We start from the raw sequence: 12,624 nt of genomic DNA on the forward strand, positions 1-12,624 counted from the left end.
GGCTTAACGAGGTCCCGTGACGCTTCCGCCAAGGTTGGGCGACGCTACGTCGTCAGTTTCGTGACAGTTTTGCGTAATCGGCCGTTCGACCCAAGAACCGCCTGCTAAAGCAGCCGTCCACGGATGGTCTGCGACAAAAGGTCAATCAGGCTGACGGCGATCACGATGACGATCGCGATGGCCGAGACCCGCGAATACGAGAACGAGTTCAGGCTGTCGAACAGGATCTGGCCGATGCCGCCGGCGCCGATCAGACCCAGGACGGTCGCCGCCCGGCTGTTCGATTCGAAGCGGTAGAGAGCGTACGAGGTCCAGAGCGGCGCCACCTGGGGTATCACCCCCCAGACAACCTCCTGCAGCGGCGCCGCGCCGGTGGCGCGCACGCCCTCGACCGGTCCCTTGTCGATCGACTCGACCGCCTCGGAGAACAGCTTGCCCAGCACCCCGCCGGTATTGAGCGCCAGCGCCATCACGCCCGCGAAGGGGCCCAGGCCCACCGCGACCACGAAGATCGTCCCGATGACCAGGTCAGGCACCGAGCGCAGGGCGTCCATCAGCCGCCGGATGGGCAGCTGGATATAGGGCGGGGTGACGTTGCGCGCGCCCAGCAGGCCCAGCGGCACGGCGATGAGCACGGCGATCGCCGTACCCCACAGGGCGATCTGGATGGTCAGCCACATCTGGCCGATCAGGAACGCCCCGTCGCTGAAGTCCGGGTGCAGGAACTCGCGCCCGAACTGGCGCATGTTGTCCGAGTTCTGGAACAGCAGCGGCAGCTTGGCCATCTCGGCGGGGCCGAAGCTGATGATCAGCAGCACCGCGATTCCGCCCCACAGGGCGACGTCGAACAGGCGCTGGCCGAGCGGCTTGGTCGGCGGCTTCAGGAGATCGGCCTGGGTCACGCTGGCGGTCACGGGAGCGTCCTACTGCGCGACCGGCTGGCCGGTCTTGGCCTCGAGCGCGGCGCGCTCGGCGGCGATCTGGTCGAGCGACTTCTGGGCCTGGCCTTCCTTGACCTTGTCGCCGGCGTTGCGGGCTTCCAGCAGCTGCTCGGTCGCCTCCATCTCGCGCACGGGCAGAAGGTGCGAATTGTCGGCAGGGCGGAAGCCGCCGATCGACAACGCCGCCAGCAGCTTACGCTGGCGCTCCGGCTCGGGCCCCTCGCCCTGGGCGTAGGTCAGGAAAAACTGGCGCAGCTTCTCCTTGATCGCGGGATCGAGGTCCTTGCGCCAGATGATCGGGTCCTCCGGCAGCTTGGGGCTCTCCCAGATCACCCGCACCTGGTCGGCGACCGGCGAGCCGCGCTCGCGCTGCAGGCGGATGGCGGTGGAGTTGTTGGTGGCGACATCCAGCACGCCCTTGGCCACCGAGAACAGGTTCGCCTGGTGATTGGCGGTGCGGACCTGCTTGAAGCAGGCCTCGGGGCGGATGCCCTTGGGCGCGAAGAGGTAGGTCATCGGGGCGAGCGTGCCCGAGGTCGACTTGGCGTCGCCGATGCCGAAGGTCAGCGACTTGTCGCACTTCAGCACGTCTTCCAGCGTCGTCTTCGAGCTGGCGGGCACGATCAGCAGCGATTTGTAGCCGTCCGATCCGCTGGGATCGAAGGTCCGCGCGAACACCTCGCCGTTCGAGCGGCGCACCGCTTCCAGGCCGGACTGGTTGGAGAACCAGCCGGCGTCGGTCTGCTTGAAGCGCAGCGCTTCGATCAGGGCGGTGTAGTTCGAGGCGAAGAACGGCTTCACCGGAATGCCGATCGACTTCTCCATGTCGGCCAGGATCGGCTTCCAGAAGGTCTCCATGCTGGAGGAGTTCTCGGTCGCCAGGATCGAGAAATTGATGACCTTCGGCGGCTCGCCCGCGCCCGGCGCCTTTTCGGTCTTTCCGCAGGCGGCCAGGCCAAGCGTGGCCAGGCTGCTGCTCAGCAGCAGTCGACGGTCGATCATTTCGGCGCTCCTTCCCAGAAGACGTCTTCGAATTCCGGGCCGTAGATGTCGATGAGTTGCTTGCGTTCCAAGCCCGAGGCCGGGCCGTCATAGACAACCCTGCCAGCCTTCAGGGCCACGACGCGGTCGCAGTAACGCAGGGCGTAGTCGACCTGGTGCAGGGTCACGACCACGGTCAGGCCGTCCTGCTGGTTGAGATCGCGCAAGATCTCCATGACCCGCCGGGCCGAAACCGGGTCGAGCGAGGCGACCGGCTCGTCGGCCAGGATGATCTTGGCCTTCTGGACCAGCGCGCGGGCGATGGCGCCGCGCTGCTGCTGGCCGCCCGAAAGGGTGTTGGCCCGCTGGCCGGCGTACTCGGCCACGCCCACGCGGGCGAGCGCGGCCATCACCGCCTGCTTGGTCTCGGCCGGCCAGGCGCCGAACAGGCCGCGGGCGAAGGGAATGCGTCCCAGCGAGCCCAGGGCGACGTTGGTGAACAGGGTCAGGCGGCCGACCAGGTTGAACTGTTGGAAGATGAAGCCGATGCGGATGCGCGCCTCGCGCACCTTGCCGCTGATCTTGCCGTCGGACTGGACCGCCCCGCCGAACGCCTCGATCTTGCCCTCGCCGCCGTCGATGGTCTGGAGGCCGCTGATCGAGCGCAGCAGCGTCGACTTGCCCGAACCGGACGGGCCGATCAGGGCGATCATCTCGCCCTTGGCGACATTGAGGGAAACGGAGTCCAGCGCGCGACGCGAGCCGAAGCTCTTCGAGGCGTTCCGCACGGACAGCACGGCGGCTTCAGACATGGACGGCGAGGCTTCCCCGGATCGGCGCGCGCATTGGTGTGGACTCAGCTTTGATCGCCGCCCCCTGCGACGGCTTCATGACATGAGGTCCCGCTTGCGGTCCAGCGCCGGATGTCGCCAGCGCGGTCACAAGCCTTGGGACGAGCACGAAAAAGTCATCCGGCCGCAGCTTTCTGCAGCGCCGGGAGCTGGTCCCAGGCGAAGACGACGTTTTCCGAGCGCCACAGCGGCCCCGGATCGGTGAAGCCTCCGATCTCGCGCCCGCCCAGCCGCCGATAGAAGCCCATCGCCCTTTCGTTGCCGACCACCACGGCCAGGGCGCAGCCGCCATAGCCCCGGTCCGCGAGCTCGCTCGCCAGCGCCGCCATCAGCATCCGTCCCAGCCCGCCCCCCTGGACCTGCGGATCGACGTGCAGCCAGCGGATCTCTCCGCGCCCCTCGAACATCGCCTCGCTGGGCGCCCCGGCCGAGCCGAAGCCGACGATCGCCCCGTCGCGCTCGGCGACCAGGGTGGTCCAGCGGCCGGGATCGGCGAGCGTCTCGCGCCAGCGTTCGGCGCGCACGGCCTCCGTCAGCCCCTCCCAGGCCGCCGCGGTGGCGAGGCTGCGATAGGTCGCGCGCCACACCTCATCGTGCAGCCGGGCGATCGCCGGCGCGTCTTCGTAAACGGCTGTGCGCAAAGCGATTTCGCCACTCGTGAATCCGCTGGAAACCACGTCTGCGCCTCCCCCTCGCAAGCCCTGGCCGGGCCTGGGTTTGATGACAATTTTTGGGCGGGGAAACAAACCCCTTTACATCGGGGATCATCGCCCCTATTTCGCAGCGCTCCGGCGGACCCGATGTCCTCAAAAGCGCTGCTAACGCCGGTCTGGGTTCAACTACCAATGGGGGTTACGTGAATTGCACACGTACCATACGCCCCTGGACCTGGTCCGTGAGCGGTCACCGGAACGCCCTGTCGCCATCGCGCGACCGGACGCGGTGGCGGTAGCGGCGCGCTGGTTCCAGGATAATTTCAAAGGCGACGTCTTCTACGCGGTGAAGGCCAATCCTTCGCCGTGGGTCATCAAGGCCCTGGTGGAAAACGGCGTGACGTCCTTCGATGTGGCCTCGGTCCCCGAGATCGAGCTGGTCGCGCAGCACGCGCCGGGTTCGCGCATGGCCTTCATGCACCCGGTGAAGAGCCGCGCAGCGATCGCGGCCGCCTATTTCGAACATGGGGTGCGGACCTTCTCGCTGGACACCCACGAGGAGCTCGCCAAGATTCTGGCCGCCACCGAAGGCGCCAAGGACCTGAACCTCATCGTCCGTCTCGGCGTCGCCGCCGAGGGCGCGGCCTATTCGCTGGCCGGCAAGTTCGGCGTCGATCCGCACCAGGCCCCGGGCCTGCTGCTGGCCGCCCGCCGCGCGACCCAGGACCTGATGGGCGTCTCGTTCCACGTCGGCAGCCAGTGCATGCGGCCTACGGCGTACCAAGCCGCCATGACCCAGGCCTCGCGCGCCCTGGTCCGCGCCGGCGTGTTCGCCGACGTGGTGGACGTGGGCGGCGGCTTCCCGTCGATCTATCCCGGCATGATCCCGCCGGACCTGGCCGACTACATGGACTCGATCAACCGCGGCTTCGCCGAGATGATGGTCCACGAGACGACCGAGCTGTGGTGCGAACCCGGCCGGGCTCTGGTGGCCGAGGGCTCGTCGATCCTGACCAAGGTCGAGCTGAAGAAGGGCGACGCGCTCTATCTGAACGACGGCTCCTACGGGTCGCTGTTCGACGCGGCGCACACCAAGTGGCCCTTTCCCGTCCGGCTGCTCCGCGCCGAGAACGGCGAGTCCTACGAAGTGCAGGGCGCTCTGAAGCCCTATCGCTTCTGGGGCCCGACCTGCGACTCGCTCGACCACATGCCCGGCCCTTTCTGGCTGCCGGAGGATGTGCGCGAGGGCGACTATGTCGAGATCGGCATGATGGGCGCCTATGGCGTGGCCATGAACACCCGCTTCAACGGCTACGGCGACGCCGAGACCGTGCAGGCCGGCGACGCCCCCATGGCCTCGATGTACGGCCTGGCCCGGCGTTCCATTCCGGTTCCCCGCCAGGAGAACCAGAATGTCGTGAAGCTGTCGCGTGCGCGCGGAAAGAAGCGTCGGCGGAAATAAGCCGGCTGCTCTAAAGTTATAGGCGCGGCCGGTCGCTCCGTCCCGGCCGCGCCTTTTCCATTTCGGACGGGCGCTCAAACTCTAAAGGTCTCAGAGAATGAACGCTGACGTTCAGAAGTCGAACCGCAAGGCCGAATTGCTGGCCAACACCGTCGAGCACGTGGCGATCGACCAGTACGACGCCCGTCCGGTCATCGACGCCATGCGCAAGATGAGCTTCACCAGCCGCGACACCGCGCGCGCCGCCGACATCTGGTCGATGTCGCTGGAGGACAAGGACTGCTCGACCTGGCTGACCCTGGCGGGCTCCACCTCGGCCGGCGGCTGCATGCACATCTACCGCGACATGGTGAAGTACGGGATGATCGACACGATCGTCTCCACCGGCGCCTCGATCGTCGACATGGATTTCTTCGAAGCCCTCGGCTTCAAGCACTATCAGGCCCAGTCGAACGTCGACGACCGCGACCTGCGCGACCTCTACATCGACCGGATCTACGACACCTATATCGACGAGGAAGAGCTCCAGAACTGCGACGGCACGATCTACGAGATCTGCAACCTGCTGGAGCCGCGCCCCTATTCGTCGCGCGAATTCATCTGGGAGATGGGCAAGTGGCTGGCCGCCGGCAACGCCAAGAAGCCGGGCTCGCTGATCGAGACCTGCTACCACGAGGGCGTGCCGATCTTCTGCCCGGCCTTCACCGACTCGTCGGCCGGCTTCGGCCTCGTGAAGCACCAGGTCGAGCGCATGAAGGAGGGCAAGCCCTACCTGACGATCGACTCGGTCGCCGACTTCCGCGAGCTGACCGACATCAAGCTGGCGGCGGGCACCACCGGCCTGTTCATGGTCGGCGGCGGCGTTCCGAAGAACTTCGCCCAGGACACCGTGGTCTGCGCTGAAATCCTTGGCCACGAAGCCGAGATGCACAAGTACGCGGTCCAGATCACCGTGGCGGACGTGCGAGACGGCGCCTGCTCGTCCTCGACCCTCAAGGAAGCCTGCTCGTGGGGCAAGGTCGACGTGACCTGGGAACAGATGGTCTTCGCCGAAGCCACCACAGTCGTCCCGCTCATCGCCTCGGACGCCTGGCATCGCGGCTCGTGGAAGACCCGCACCAAGCCGCGCTGGAACAAGCTCTTCGAAAAGAAGGCCTAAGACTTCAAACGGCGTCCCTCGGGACGCCGTTTTTCTTTGGGCGCCGCCTCAGGCCGGCTGCTTGGCCCCGAACCGCTCGGCCGAGCGCGCCCTGGCCTTGGCGGCCTCTTCTTCGCGGTCCTTGGGCCGCGCGCTCGTTTCGAGGGTCTCGAACAGCCGATGGGCGGCGGCGGCGACCTCGTCCACAGCGGTGTCGAAGGCCTCGCGATTGGCCTTCGACGGGGCGTTGAAGCCCGACAGCTTGCGGACGAACTGCAACGCCGCGTCGCGGATTTCGGCGTCCGTGGCGGGCGGGTCGAAGTTGAACAGCGTCTTGATGTTGCGGCACATGGGCGGACGTCTCCTTCTCCTCGCATCCTAGATGGGGAGCCGGTCGGCGCACGCGACCCTGGCCGGGGCCTTGCGCAAAGAATGGGCCGCCGCCCCTATCCCGCGGCGCGGCGACCCAGTTTCGGCGACCGGGAGCCGTCGCTACTCGCAGAAGATCCGCACCTTGGTCCGCTCCTGGTCGACGTCGACGGTCAGGTCGTCGAGCTGTTCGACCAGGGCTTCCAGGTTCTCGGGCTTCAATTGGTTGAGGTCGATGGCCACGCCGTGCTCGGCCATGGCGGCGTTGACCTTGTCGCGAGCCTGCGCCGGGATGACGCTCGAGAGCCGCACCCCGGCCCGCAGCAATTGCATCGGCACCTTGATGTTGACCTTGGTCGGGCCATCCTCGTCCGGCTCGCTGGTGTCGACCACGACCCGCAGGTAGCGGGCCGGCGCCTTGCGCACAGGCGCAGCGCCCAACGCCGGCTGCGGCTCGGCCGCGCCGCGCTCCATGGCGGCGATCAGGCGTTCGGCCTCGTCCGGGGTGATCTTCCCCTCGGCCAGCATCTGCAGGATGGTTCGGCGGTCCTGGTCCATCTGGAAGACTCCTAGACGATCTTGATACGGACGTCGGCGTCCGCGGCCTGCACCTCGACCAGCGTTCCGCCGATCGCCATCAGCACGCCGCCCAGCCGCAGGGCGACGACGAAACTGTTCATCCCGAAGATCGCCGCCGGAACGAAGGCCAGCAGCGCCAGCAGCATCGCGAAGGGCGACAGCACCAGCAGCAGGGCGGTCAGGGGCAGCCACAGCCGCACCGTCTTCCGCCTGTGGATTGGCGCCTGCGCGCCGCTCCAGCGGCGGGCGGTGCGCTCGGCCCGCTCGCGCATGGCCCCATAGGGCCGTCGCATCGGAAAGGCGGTCATCGGCGTCCCTCCAGTTCGGCGATCGCCTGCTCGGCGTCGATCTCGCCGGCGGCCAGGCGCTCCAGCACCTCGCTGCGGGCAGGCGGCGGGGCGGAGACCTCCACGAAGTCGAGCGCCCCGGAAATGCGGTTCAGCCGCGCCTTGATGGTCGGGTACGAGACACCGAACACCTGCTCCATCTCCTTGATCGAGCCGTGGCTCTTCACGAAGGCGGCGACGAACACCTGGTCCTCGAAGGACAGGGCCGCCAGCTGCGGCGGCTCGAAGGCGCCCTCGATCGCCACTCCGTTCTCCAGCCGCACCTTCTCGACGACGAACGCCCGGCCTTGGGTGAGCTCGGTCAGGGCCTGCCAATCATGTGCGGTTTTTGAAGCGGTCATCAGCGTCACTTTGAATTTCTCAAACCATGACTCAAGAAATTCAATTTCTCAAGGTCGAAATTGAGATTCTTCAAATTTGCCGCCTCAGACTTGAACCTCATCGCCCACAAGGCATGATCGGGCCCTAGCCGGAGGGGTCGCATGAACCGTGTCGTGACAAGCCTGAGCATCGTCGCAGCGATGGCCGCCGGGGGCGTCGCCCTCGCCCAGCAGTCCAAGCCTGCGCAAGCGCCGCCCGCCGGCTATCTCGGCGAGGCCGGCCCCGACACCTACAAGATCCTCCCGCCCGCCCCGACGCCCGGCACGATCCGCTACCAGGCCGACCGCGCCACCTTTCTCGCGACGCGCAGCGAGAAGGACAGCGCCCGCTGGCGCCTGGCGGCCGCAGACGCCGACGAGGCCGCGATCGTCAAGGACATGAGCTGCGCCATCGGCATGGAGCTGACGCCGCAGACCGCGCCCAAGCTGACCAAGGTGCTGATGACCGCCCGTTACGACGTGCGCCGGGCGGTCAACACGCCCAAGGACATCTACAAGCGCCAGCGACCCTACCTGATCGACCAGGGCGACATCTGCGTGGCCAGGACCGAGGGCCTGGCCAAGAGCCCGGACTACCCGTCCGGCCACACCACCTGGGGCTGGACCGTCGGCCTGATCCTGGCCGAGCTGGTCCCCGACCGCGCGACCCCGATCCTGGCCCGCGCCCGCTCGTTCGGCGAGAGCCGGCTGATCTGCGGGGTGCACAATATGAGCGCGGTGGAATCGGGCCGCACCAACGGCTCGATCGTGGTCGCCGGTCTGCACGGCTCGCCTCAATTCCGCGCCGACATGGACGCCGCCCGCAAGGAGATCGCCGCCCTGCGCAAGGCAGCCAAGGCGCCCGATGGCGCGACCTGCGCCGCCGAGGCCGATCTCATCGCCAAGTCGCCGTACAACTAGGGCCGCTGCGTGGCGGTCAGATCCCCGCGTACCACTCGTAGCCGCGGTCTTCCCAGAAGCCGCCCTTGCCGCCCCCGATCCCGGTGAGGTCGGCGACCGCCTCGATGCGCATCACGTACTTGGCGTGCTTGTAGCCGAGCTGGCGCTCGACCCGCAGGCGCAGCGGCGCCCCATGCGGCACGCCCAGGGGCGCGCCGTTCATGTCGTAGGCCAGGATGCTCTGCGGGTGATAGGCGTCGATCAGGTCGATGCTCTCATAGTAGCGCCCCAGGCCCTCCGGCGCGTTCGGGTCCAGCGTGTCGGCGCAATGGAAGACCAGATAGCGAGCGCCCTCCTTCAGGCCCGCCCTGTCCAGCAGCGGCCCCAGCCGCGCCCCGCTCCACTTGCCGATCGCCGACCAGCCCTCGACGCAGTCGTGGCGGGTGATCTGGGTGCGCGCAGGCTCGGCCCGCAGTTGCGTGAGGCTCAGCGACAGCGGCCGCTCCACCAGGCCGTCGATAACCAGCCGCCAGTCCGCAAAGCCGCCGGCGACCAGGGCGCGGTAGTCCGCATCACCGGGCGACGTCGAGCCGTTGGCGCGGAAATCGGGCGAGATCTCGTGCTCGGCGAACTCCTGGGCCAGGGCCTTGCGGTCGACAACCAGCCTCTGCGCGCGGCGGGTCAGGCCCTCGGCCCGCGCGAGAGTTTTCTGCACCCCCGGACTGGTGGTGAGCTTGTCGCAGGCGGTCAGCGCCGCGCCCAGGGCCGCGACGGCCATGCCCGAAAGCCAGCGGCGGCGGTTCATGCGGCGTCTCCCGCGCGGATGGCGAACTTGCCCGTGATCATCGAACGCAGGCTGTTCATCGGCCCCGACACCGCCACCATCGCCAGGTGCACGATCACGAACAGCACGATCAGGCTGGCCGACAGGAAGTGGATGGTCCGCGCCGACTGCCGCCCGCCGAACAACTCGGGCAGCCAGGTGAAGCCGGCGTTCATGCCGGGCGACATAGAGAGGCCCGTCAGCACCATCAGCGGCAGCAGGACGGCGATGACCGCCAGATAGGCCAGCTTCTGAAGCGTGTTGTATCGCAGCGCCGCCTCGCCCTTGGGAAACCGCAGCCGCGCATGATCGGCGACCTCCGCCGCCAGATGGCGCGGCGACAGCTCGTCCCGCCGCGGCAGGAGGTCACGGCGCAGATGTCCGCCGACCAGCGCCGCGCTCCAGTAGACGAGGCCGTTCAGCACGAAAAGCCAGGCGAAGAAGAAGTGCCATCGCCGCCCGTCCGCCAGGCTGCGATAGCTCGGCAAGGTCGCCCAGGCCGGAAAGCCCCGCACCTGATTGTCGGAAAAACCCAGTACGCCGGTGGTCTCGAAGATCATCGGCCCGATCTTGGTCAGGCCGACCGCCTCCCCGCTCCGCTCGGCGGCGACCATCGACACCCAGGGCCGCGCGAAGGTCGAGACGTCGCCCCAATAGAGGGCCGGATGGGCGTTGAAGATCTGCAGCCCGCTTAGCAGCAGCACCAGCAGCGCCGCCACGTTGATCCAGTGGGTCAGGCGCACGACCAGGCTGTGGCGGCGCACGAGCACGCTGGCGGTCGGGGCAGGCGACATCGGGCTTCCTTCGATCGCGGGCGAGCTTGCCATGCCCTATCTACGACGGCCACCCGCGCAGGGATGCACGCGCCTAGACCTTGCGGACGAACTCGGCCCGCAGCACCAGCCCCTTGATCGTCTCGTGCCGGCAATCGATTTCCTGCTCGTCCCCGGTCAACCGGATGGAGCGGATGACCGTGCCGCGCTTCAGGGTCTGGCCGGCGCCCTTGACCTTCAGGTCCTTGACCAGGGTGACGCTGTCGCCGTCGGCCAGCAGGTTGCCGACCGAGTCGCGGACCTCGACGGCGCTCGCCGCCGCGCTCTTCTCGGCCGCCTGCGCGGCGCTGATCCATTCGCCGGTCGCCTCGTCGTAGACGAACTCGTCCTGTCCGCTCATGCCGCCCTCCAGTGCTTCGGAGCGGGGGCTTAGACCCTCGCGGTCGCCGACACCAGCGGCCTATGGCGCCGGCGCGGGCCGCCCCCTATGGTCGCCCGCGCAGGCCAGCGGGGGAAAGATCACGTGTCCGACCAGGGCGTCGAGGTGTGGAGCGGCGGCGTCAACACCTGGGAATGCGACGAGATGGGCCACATGAACGTCCGCTTCTGGGCGGCCAAGGCCCTGGAGGGGCTGGCGGGCCTGGCGGCGGTCCTGGGCATGCCGCGCGCCTTCGCCGCCGACGGCGAGGCGACGGTCGTGGTCCGCGAGCAGCACATCCGCTTCCTGCGCGAGGCCCATGCCGGCGCCTCGCTCCACGCCACAGGCGGGGTGATCGAGATCGGCGAGAGCGACGCGCGCCTGCTGGTCGTCGTTCGCCACCCGAACGGGGACCCGGCCGCGACCTTCCAACTCCTCGTCGAGCACGTCACCAGCCGCGATCTGCGTGCGTTCCCCTGGCCGGCGCGCATCCGGGCCAAGGCCGACGCGCTGCGTGTTCCGCTGCCCGCCTATGCCGCGGCCCGCAGCCTCGACCTGTCGCCGGTGACCGCCACCGCCGGCCTGCCGCGCGCGCTCGAGCTTGGCCTGACCCGCATCGGGCTCGGCGTCGTCGGCCCGCCCGAATGCGACGTGTTCGGACGGATGCGCCCCGAGATGTTCATCGGCCGGGTGTCCGACGGCGTGCCCAAGCTGTTCGGCGAGGTCCGGCCCGGCCCGGAGCCGGTCCCGGGCGAGCCGCCGCCGCGCATCGGCGGCGCGGTGCTGGAATACCGCGTCCTGCACCTGGACTGGCCGCAGGCCGGCGACGGGGTGGAGCTGCGCTCAGGCCTGGTCGACTGCAACGCGCGCACGCGCCGGGTCGTACACTGGATGGTCGATCCGCAGAGCGGTCGTCCATGGGCCAGCGCCGAGGCGGTGGCGATCTCCTTCGATCTCGACCGGCGCAAGGTGGTCGACATCTCGGCCGCCGCCCTGGACGCCTACCGCGCACAGCTGCGGCCGGGACTGGCCCTCTAGCCCGCTGCGAGGCGCAGGGCGGCCTGGACCAGATCCGGGCGCTCCATGGGCAGGAAGTGCGTCGTGCCCGGCACGGTCTCGACCGCGATCCGACCAGCGGCGACCAGGGCGTCCAGCTGGGGCCCTTCCCGGCAGGTCGATCCCTCGTCCGCCCGCAGGATGCGGATCGGGACCTGGGCGGCCTCGAAGGCGCCCCAGGTGTCATGGGCGTGCGAGGCGAAGTTCGAGGCCTCCCATTCGGGCGCGCAGCTCAGCTCGACCTGGCCGTCGGCCCGCACGCGGAATCCGTCGGCGACGTAGTCGGCCAGCATCTCGGCGGTCCAGGTCTTGAAGGCGCCGCGGCCCGTATAGGCGGCGACCACGCCGGCCCGGTCGGGAAACACCGCGCGGCGACGCAGCGCGCCCTGCACCAGCGGCGAGTTGGCGAATTGGGCCGGATCGACCTCGCCGGGCGCGGGCATCACGACGGGATCGAACAGCACCACCCGGCGCACCCGCTGCGGCGCCAGCGCCTGCGCGAGGACGCAGGCCGTGCCGCCCATGGAATGGCCCGCAAGCACCACGTCCCGCAGGTCCAATGTCTCCAGCAGCGCCAGCAGGTCGTCGCGCAGGCCGTTCCACGACGTCCGCCCCTCGGTTTCCGCCGGCAGCGTCGAGCGGCCATGGCCGCGCTGGTCCACGGCCAGGATCCGGAACTGCGCCGCCAGGGGCGCCAGGATCGAGCGATAGGTCCTCGCGTTGAACCCGTTCGCGTGCACGAACACGACATCGACCGGCCGGGCGGCGTCGCCGAAGTCGAGCAGCGCCATCGCCCCGCCTCGGGCTGGAAGCTCGACCAGGCGGGTGCGGGGCTCGTCAGCCAGGGTCGAATCCATTCACAAACCTCCGTGGACGCGTCATATGGCGCGAAAGGCCCCTCGAAACCACATTGACGCGCCGTTCGCCAAGATGCGCGAACGCCTTGGTTTTTCAGGCAATCCGAAGCTCGGGGC

The 12,624-nt window shown here is 68.6% G+C and carries 16 protein-coding genes; 4 read left to right on the forward strand and 12 right to left on the reverse strand.

Annotation, left to right across the window (positions count from 1 at the left end; translation table 11 throughout):
• Positions 1–104: 104 nt before the first annotated feature.
• The 4 genes from phnE to ACE3T2_RS06450 all read right to left on the reverse strand — a co-directional run bounded on the left by phnE (position 105) and on the right by ACE3T2_RS06450 (position 3,414).
• Positions 105–914 (reverse strand): phosphonate ABC transporter, permease protein PhnE, encoded by an 810-nt coding sequence (gene phnE / locus ACE3T2_RS06435; protein WP_374655885.1) that lies wholly within the window; start codon positions 912–914, stop codon positions 105–107.
• A gap of 9 nt (positions 915–923) precedes the next feature.
• Positions 924–1,943, reverse strand: coding sequence for a phosphate/phosphite/phosphonate ABC transporter substrate-binding protein (gene phnD, locus ACE3T2_RS06440; protein ID WP_374655887.1), 1,020 nt, complete (start codon positions 1,941–1,943; stop codon positions 924–926).
• Positions 1,940–2,734: a phosphonate ABC transporter ATP-binding protein gene (gene phnC, locus ACE3T2_RS06445; protein WP_374655889.1), complete on the reverse strand. Its 795-nt coding sequence runs from the start codon at positions 2,732–2,734 to the stop codon at positions 1,940–1,942. Before phnC ends, phnD begins: the two co-directional genes overlap by 4 nt.
• 155 nt (positions 2,735–2,889) lie before the next feature.
• A complete protein-coding gene (locus ACE3T2_RS06450) occupies positions 2,890–3,414 on the reverse strand; it encodes an N-acetyltransferase family protein (protein ID WP_374655891.1) in 525 nt (174 codons plus the stop codon).
• Positions 3,415–3,634: 220 nt separating this feature from the next.
• On the opposite strand from ACE3T2_RS06450, the gene ACE3T2_RS06455 reads away from it, so the two are divergent.
• Together ACE3T2_RS06455 and ACE3T2_RS06460 are read left to right on the forward strand one after the other, a co-directional pair.
• Positions 3,635–4,888, forward strand: coding sequence for a type III PLP-dependent enzyme (locus ACE3T2_RS06455; RefSeq protein WP_374655893.1), 1,254 nt, complete (start codon positions 3,635–3,637; stop codon positions 4,886–4,888).
• Positions 4,889–4,985: 97 nt separating this feature from the next.
• A complete protein-coding gene (locus ACE3T2_RS06460; RefSeq protein WP_374655895.1) occupies positions 4,986–6,047 on the forward strand; it encodes a deoxyhypusine synthase in 1,062 nt (353 codons plus the stop codon).
• A gap of 48 nt (positions 6,048–6,095) precedes the next feature.
• Here ACE3T2_RS06460 and ACE3T2_RS06465 read toward each other — a convergent pair whose 3' ends face one another.
• From ACE3T2_RS06465 to ACE3T2_RS06480, 4 genes are all read right to left on the reverse strand, one after another.
• Positions 6,096–6,377 (reverse strand): DUF2277 domain-containing protein, encoded by a 282-nt coding sequence (locus tag ACE3T2_RS06465; RefSeq protein ID WP_374655896.1) that lies wholly within the window; start codon positions 6,375–6,377, stop codon positions 6,096–6,098.
• A 141-nt stretch (positions 6,378–6,518) separates the two neighbouring features.
• The gene (locus ACE3T2_RS06470) at positions 6,519–6,953 is read right to left on the reverse strand and encodes a hypothetical protein (protein WP_374655898.1); all 435 of its coding nucleotides are present in this window, start codon (positions 6,951–6,953) and stop codon (positions 6,519–6,521) included.
• Positions 6,954–6,964: 11 nt separating this feature from the next.
• A complete protein-coding gene (locus ACE3T2_RS06475) occupies positions 6,965–7,282 on the reverse strand; it encodes a hypothetical protein (protein ID WP_374655900.1) in 318 nt (105 codons plus the stop codon).
• The gene (locus ACE3T2_RS06480) at positions 7,279–7,662 is read right to left on the reverse strand and encodes a DUF2089 domain-containing protein (RefSeq protein WP_374655902.1); all 384 of its coding nucleotides are present in this window, start codon (positions 7,660–7,662) and stop codon (positions 7,279–7,281) included. Before ACE3T2_RS06480 ends, ACE3T2_RS06475 begins: the two co-directional genes overlap by 4 nt.
• Before the next feature lie 141 nt (positions 7,663–7,803).
• Here ACE3T2_RS06480 and ACE3T2_RS06485 point away from each other — a divergent pair, with 141 nt between their 5' ends.
• Positions 7,804–8,601 (forward strand): phosphatase PAP2 family protein, encoded by a 798-nt coding sequence (locus ACE3T2_RS06485; RefSeq protein WP_374655904.1) that lies wholly within the window; start codon positions 7,804–7,806, stop codon positions 8,599–8,601.
• A gap of 16 nt (positions 8,602–8,617) precedes the next feature.
• Here ACE3T2_RS06485 and ACE3T2_RS06490 read toward each other — a convergent pair whose 3' ends face one another.
• The 3 genes from ACE3T2_RS06490 to ACE3T2_RS06500 form a co-directional block, all read right to left on the reverse strand.
• Positions 8,618–9,385 (reverse strand): molybdopterin-dependent oxidoreductase, encoded by a 768-nt coding sequence (locus ACE3T2_RS06490; protein WP_374655906.1) that lies wholly within the window; start codon positions 9,383–9,385, stop codon positions 8,618–8,620.
• Positions 9,382–10,197, reverse strand: a complete 816-nt coding sequence (locus ACE3T2_RS06495; RefSeq protein ID WP_374655908.1) for a cytochrome b/b6 domain-containing protein — start codon at positions 10,195–10,197, stop codon at positions 9,382–9,384. The genes ACE3T2_RS06490 and ACE3T2_RS06495 overlap by 4 nt, the downstream gene beginning before the upstream one ends.
• A gap of 73 nt (positions 10,198–10,270) precedes the next feature.
• On the reverse strand, positions 10,271–10,528 hold the full coding sequence (locus tag ACE3T2_RS06500; RefSeq protein WP_374656064.1) for an alkylphosphonate utilization protein: 258 nt from the start codon (positions 10,526–10,528) through the stop codon (positions 10,271–10,273).
• Between the two features lie 171 nt (positions 10,529–10,699).
• Here ACE3T2_RS06500 and ACE3T2_RS06505 point away from each other — a divergent pair, with 171 nt between their 5' ends.
• Positions 10,700–11,632, forward strand: coding sequence for a thioesterase family protein (locus ACE3T2_RS06505; protein WP_374655910.1), 933 nt, complete (start codon positions 10,700–10,702; stop codon positions 11,630–11,632).
• On the opposite strand, the gene ACE3T2_RS06510 is transcribed toward ACE3T2_RS06505, so the two are convergent.
• On the reverse strand, positions 11,629–12,507 hold the full coding sequence (locus tag ACE3T2_RS06510; RefSeq protein WP_374655912.1) for an alpha/beta fold hydrolase: 879 nt from the start codon (positions 12,505–12,507) through the stop codon (positions 11,629–11,631). The genes ACE3T2_RS06505 and ACE3T2_RS06510 overlap by 4 nt on opposite strands.
• Between the last annotated feature and the right edge of the window lie 117 nt (positions 12,508–12,624).

The organism is Phenylobacterium sp., from assembly GCF_041919955.1.
Lineage (GTDB): Bacteria > Pseudomonadota > Alphaproteobacteria > Caulobacterales > Caulobacteraceae > Phenylobacterium.

What these genes read in the sequence shown, in the direction of transcription:
- phnD (WP_374655887.1), bottom strand. Translation starts at nt 1,943, where the DNA reads ATGATCGACCGTCGACTGCTGCTGAGCAGCAGCCTGGCCACGCTTGGC.
- phnC (WP_374655889.1), bottom strand. Translation starts at nt 2,734, where the DNA reads ATGTCTGAAGCCGCCGTGCTGTCCGTGCGGAACGCCTCGAAGAGCTTC.
- ACE3T2_RS06460 (WP_374655895.1), top strand. Translation starts at nt 4,986, where the DNA reads ATGAACGCTGACGTTCAGAAGTCGAACCGCAAGGCCGAATTGCTGGCC.
- ACE3T2_RS06465 (WP_374655896.1), bottom strand. Translation starts at nt 6,377, where the DNA reads ATGTGCCGCAACATCAAGACGCTGTTCAACTTCGACCCGCCCGCCACG.
- ACE3T2_RS06470 (WP_374655898.1), bottom strand. Translation starts at nt 6,953, where the DNA reads ATGGACCAGGACCGCCGAACCATCCTGCAGATGCTGGCCGAGGGGAAG.
- ACE3T2_RS06475 (WP_374655900.1), bottom strand. Translation starts at nt 7,282, where the DNA reads ATGACCGCCTTTCCGATGCGACGGCCCTATGGGGCCATGCGCGAGCGG.
- ACE3T2_RS06480 (WP_374655902.1), bottom strand. Translation starts at nt 7,662, where the DNA reads ATGACCGCTTCAAAAACCGCACATGATTGGCAGGCCCTGACCGAGCTC.
- ACE3T2_RS06485 (WP_374655904.1), top strand. Translation starts at nt 7,804, where the DNA reads ATGAACCGTGTCGTGACAAGCCTGAGCATCGTCGCAGCGATGGCCGCC.
- ACE3T2_RS06490 (WP_374655906.1), bottom strand. Translation starts at nt 9,385, where the DNA reads ATGAACCGCCGCCGCTGGCTTTCGGGCATGGCCGTCGCGGCCCTGGGC.
- ACE3T2_RS06495 (WP_374655908.1), bottom strand. Translation starts at nt 10,197, where the DNA reads ATGTCGCCTGCCCCGACCGCCAGCGTGCTCGTGCGCCGCCACAGCCTG.
- ACE3T2_RS06510 (WP_374655912.1), bottom strand. Translation starts at nt 12,507, where the DNA reads ATGGATTCGACCCTGGCTGACGAGCCCCGCACCCGCCTGGTCGAGCTT.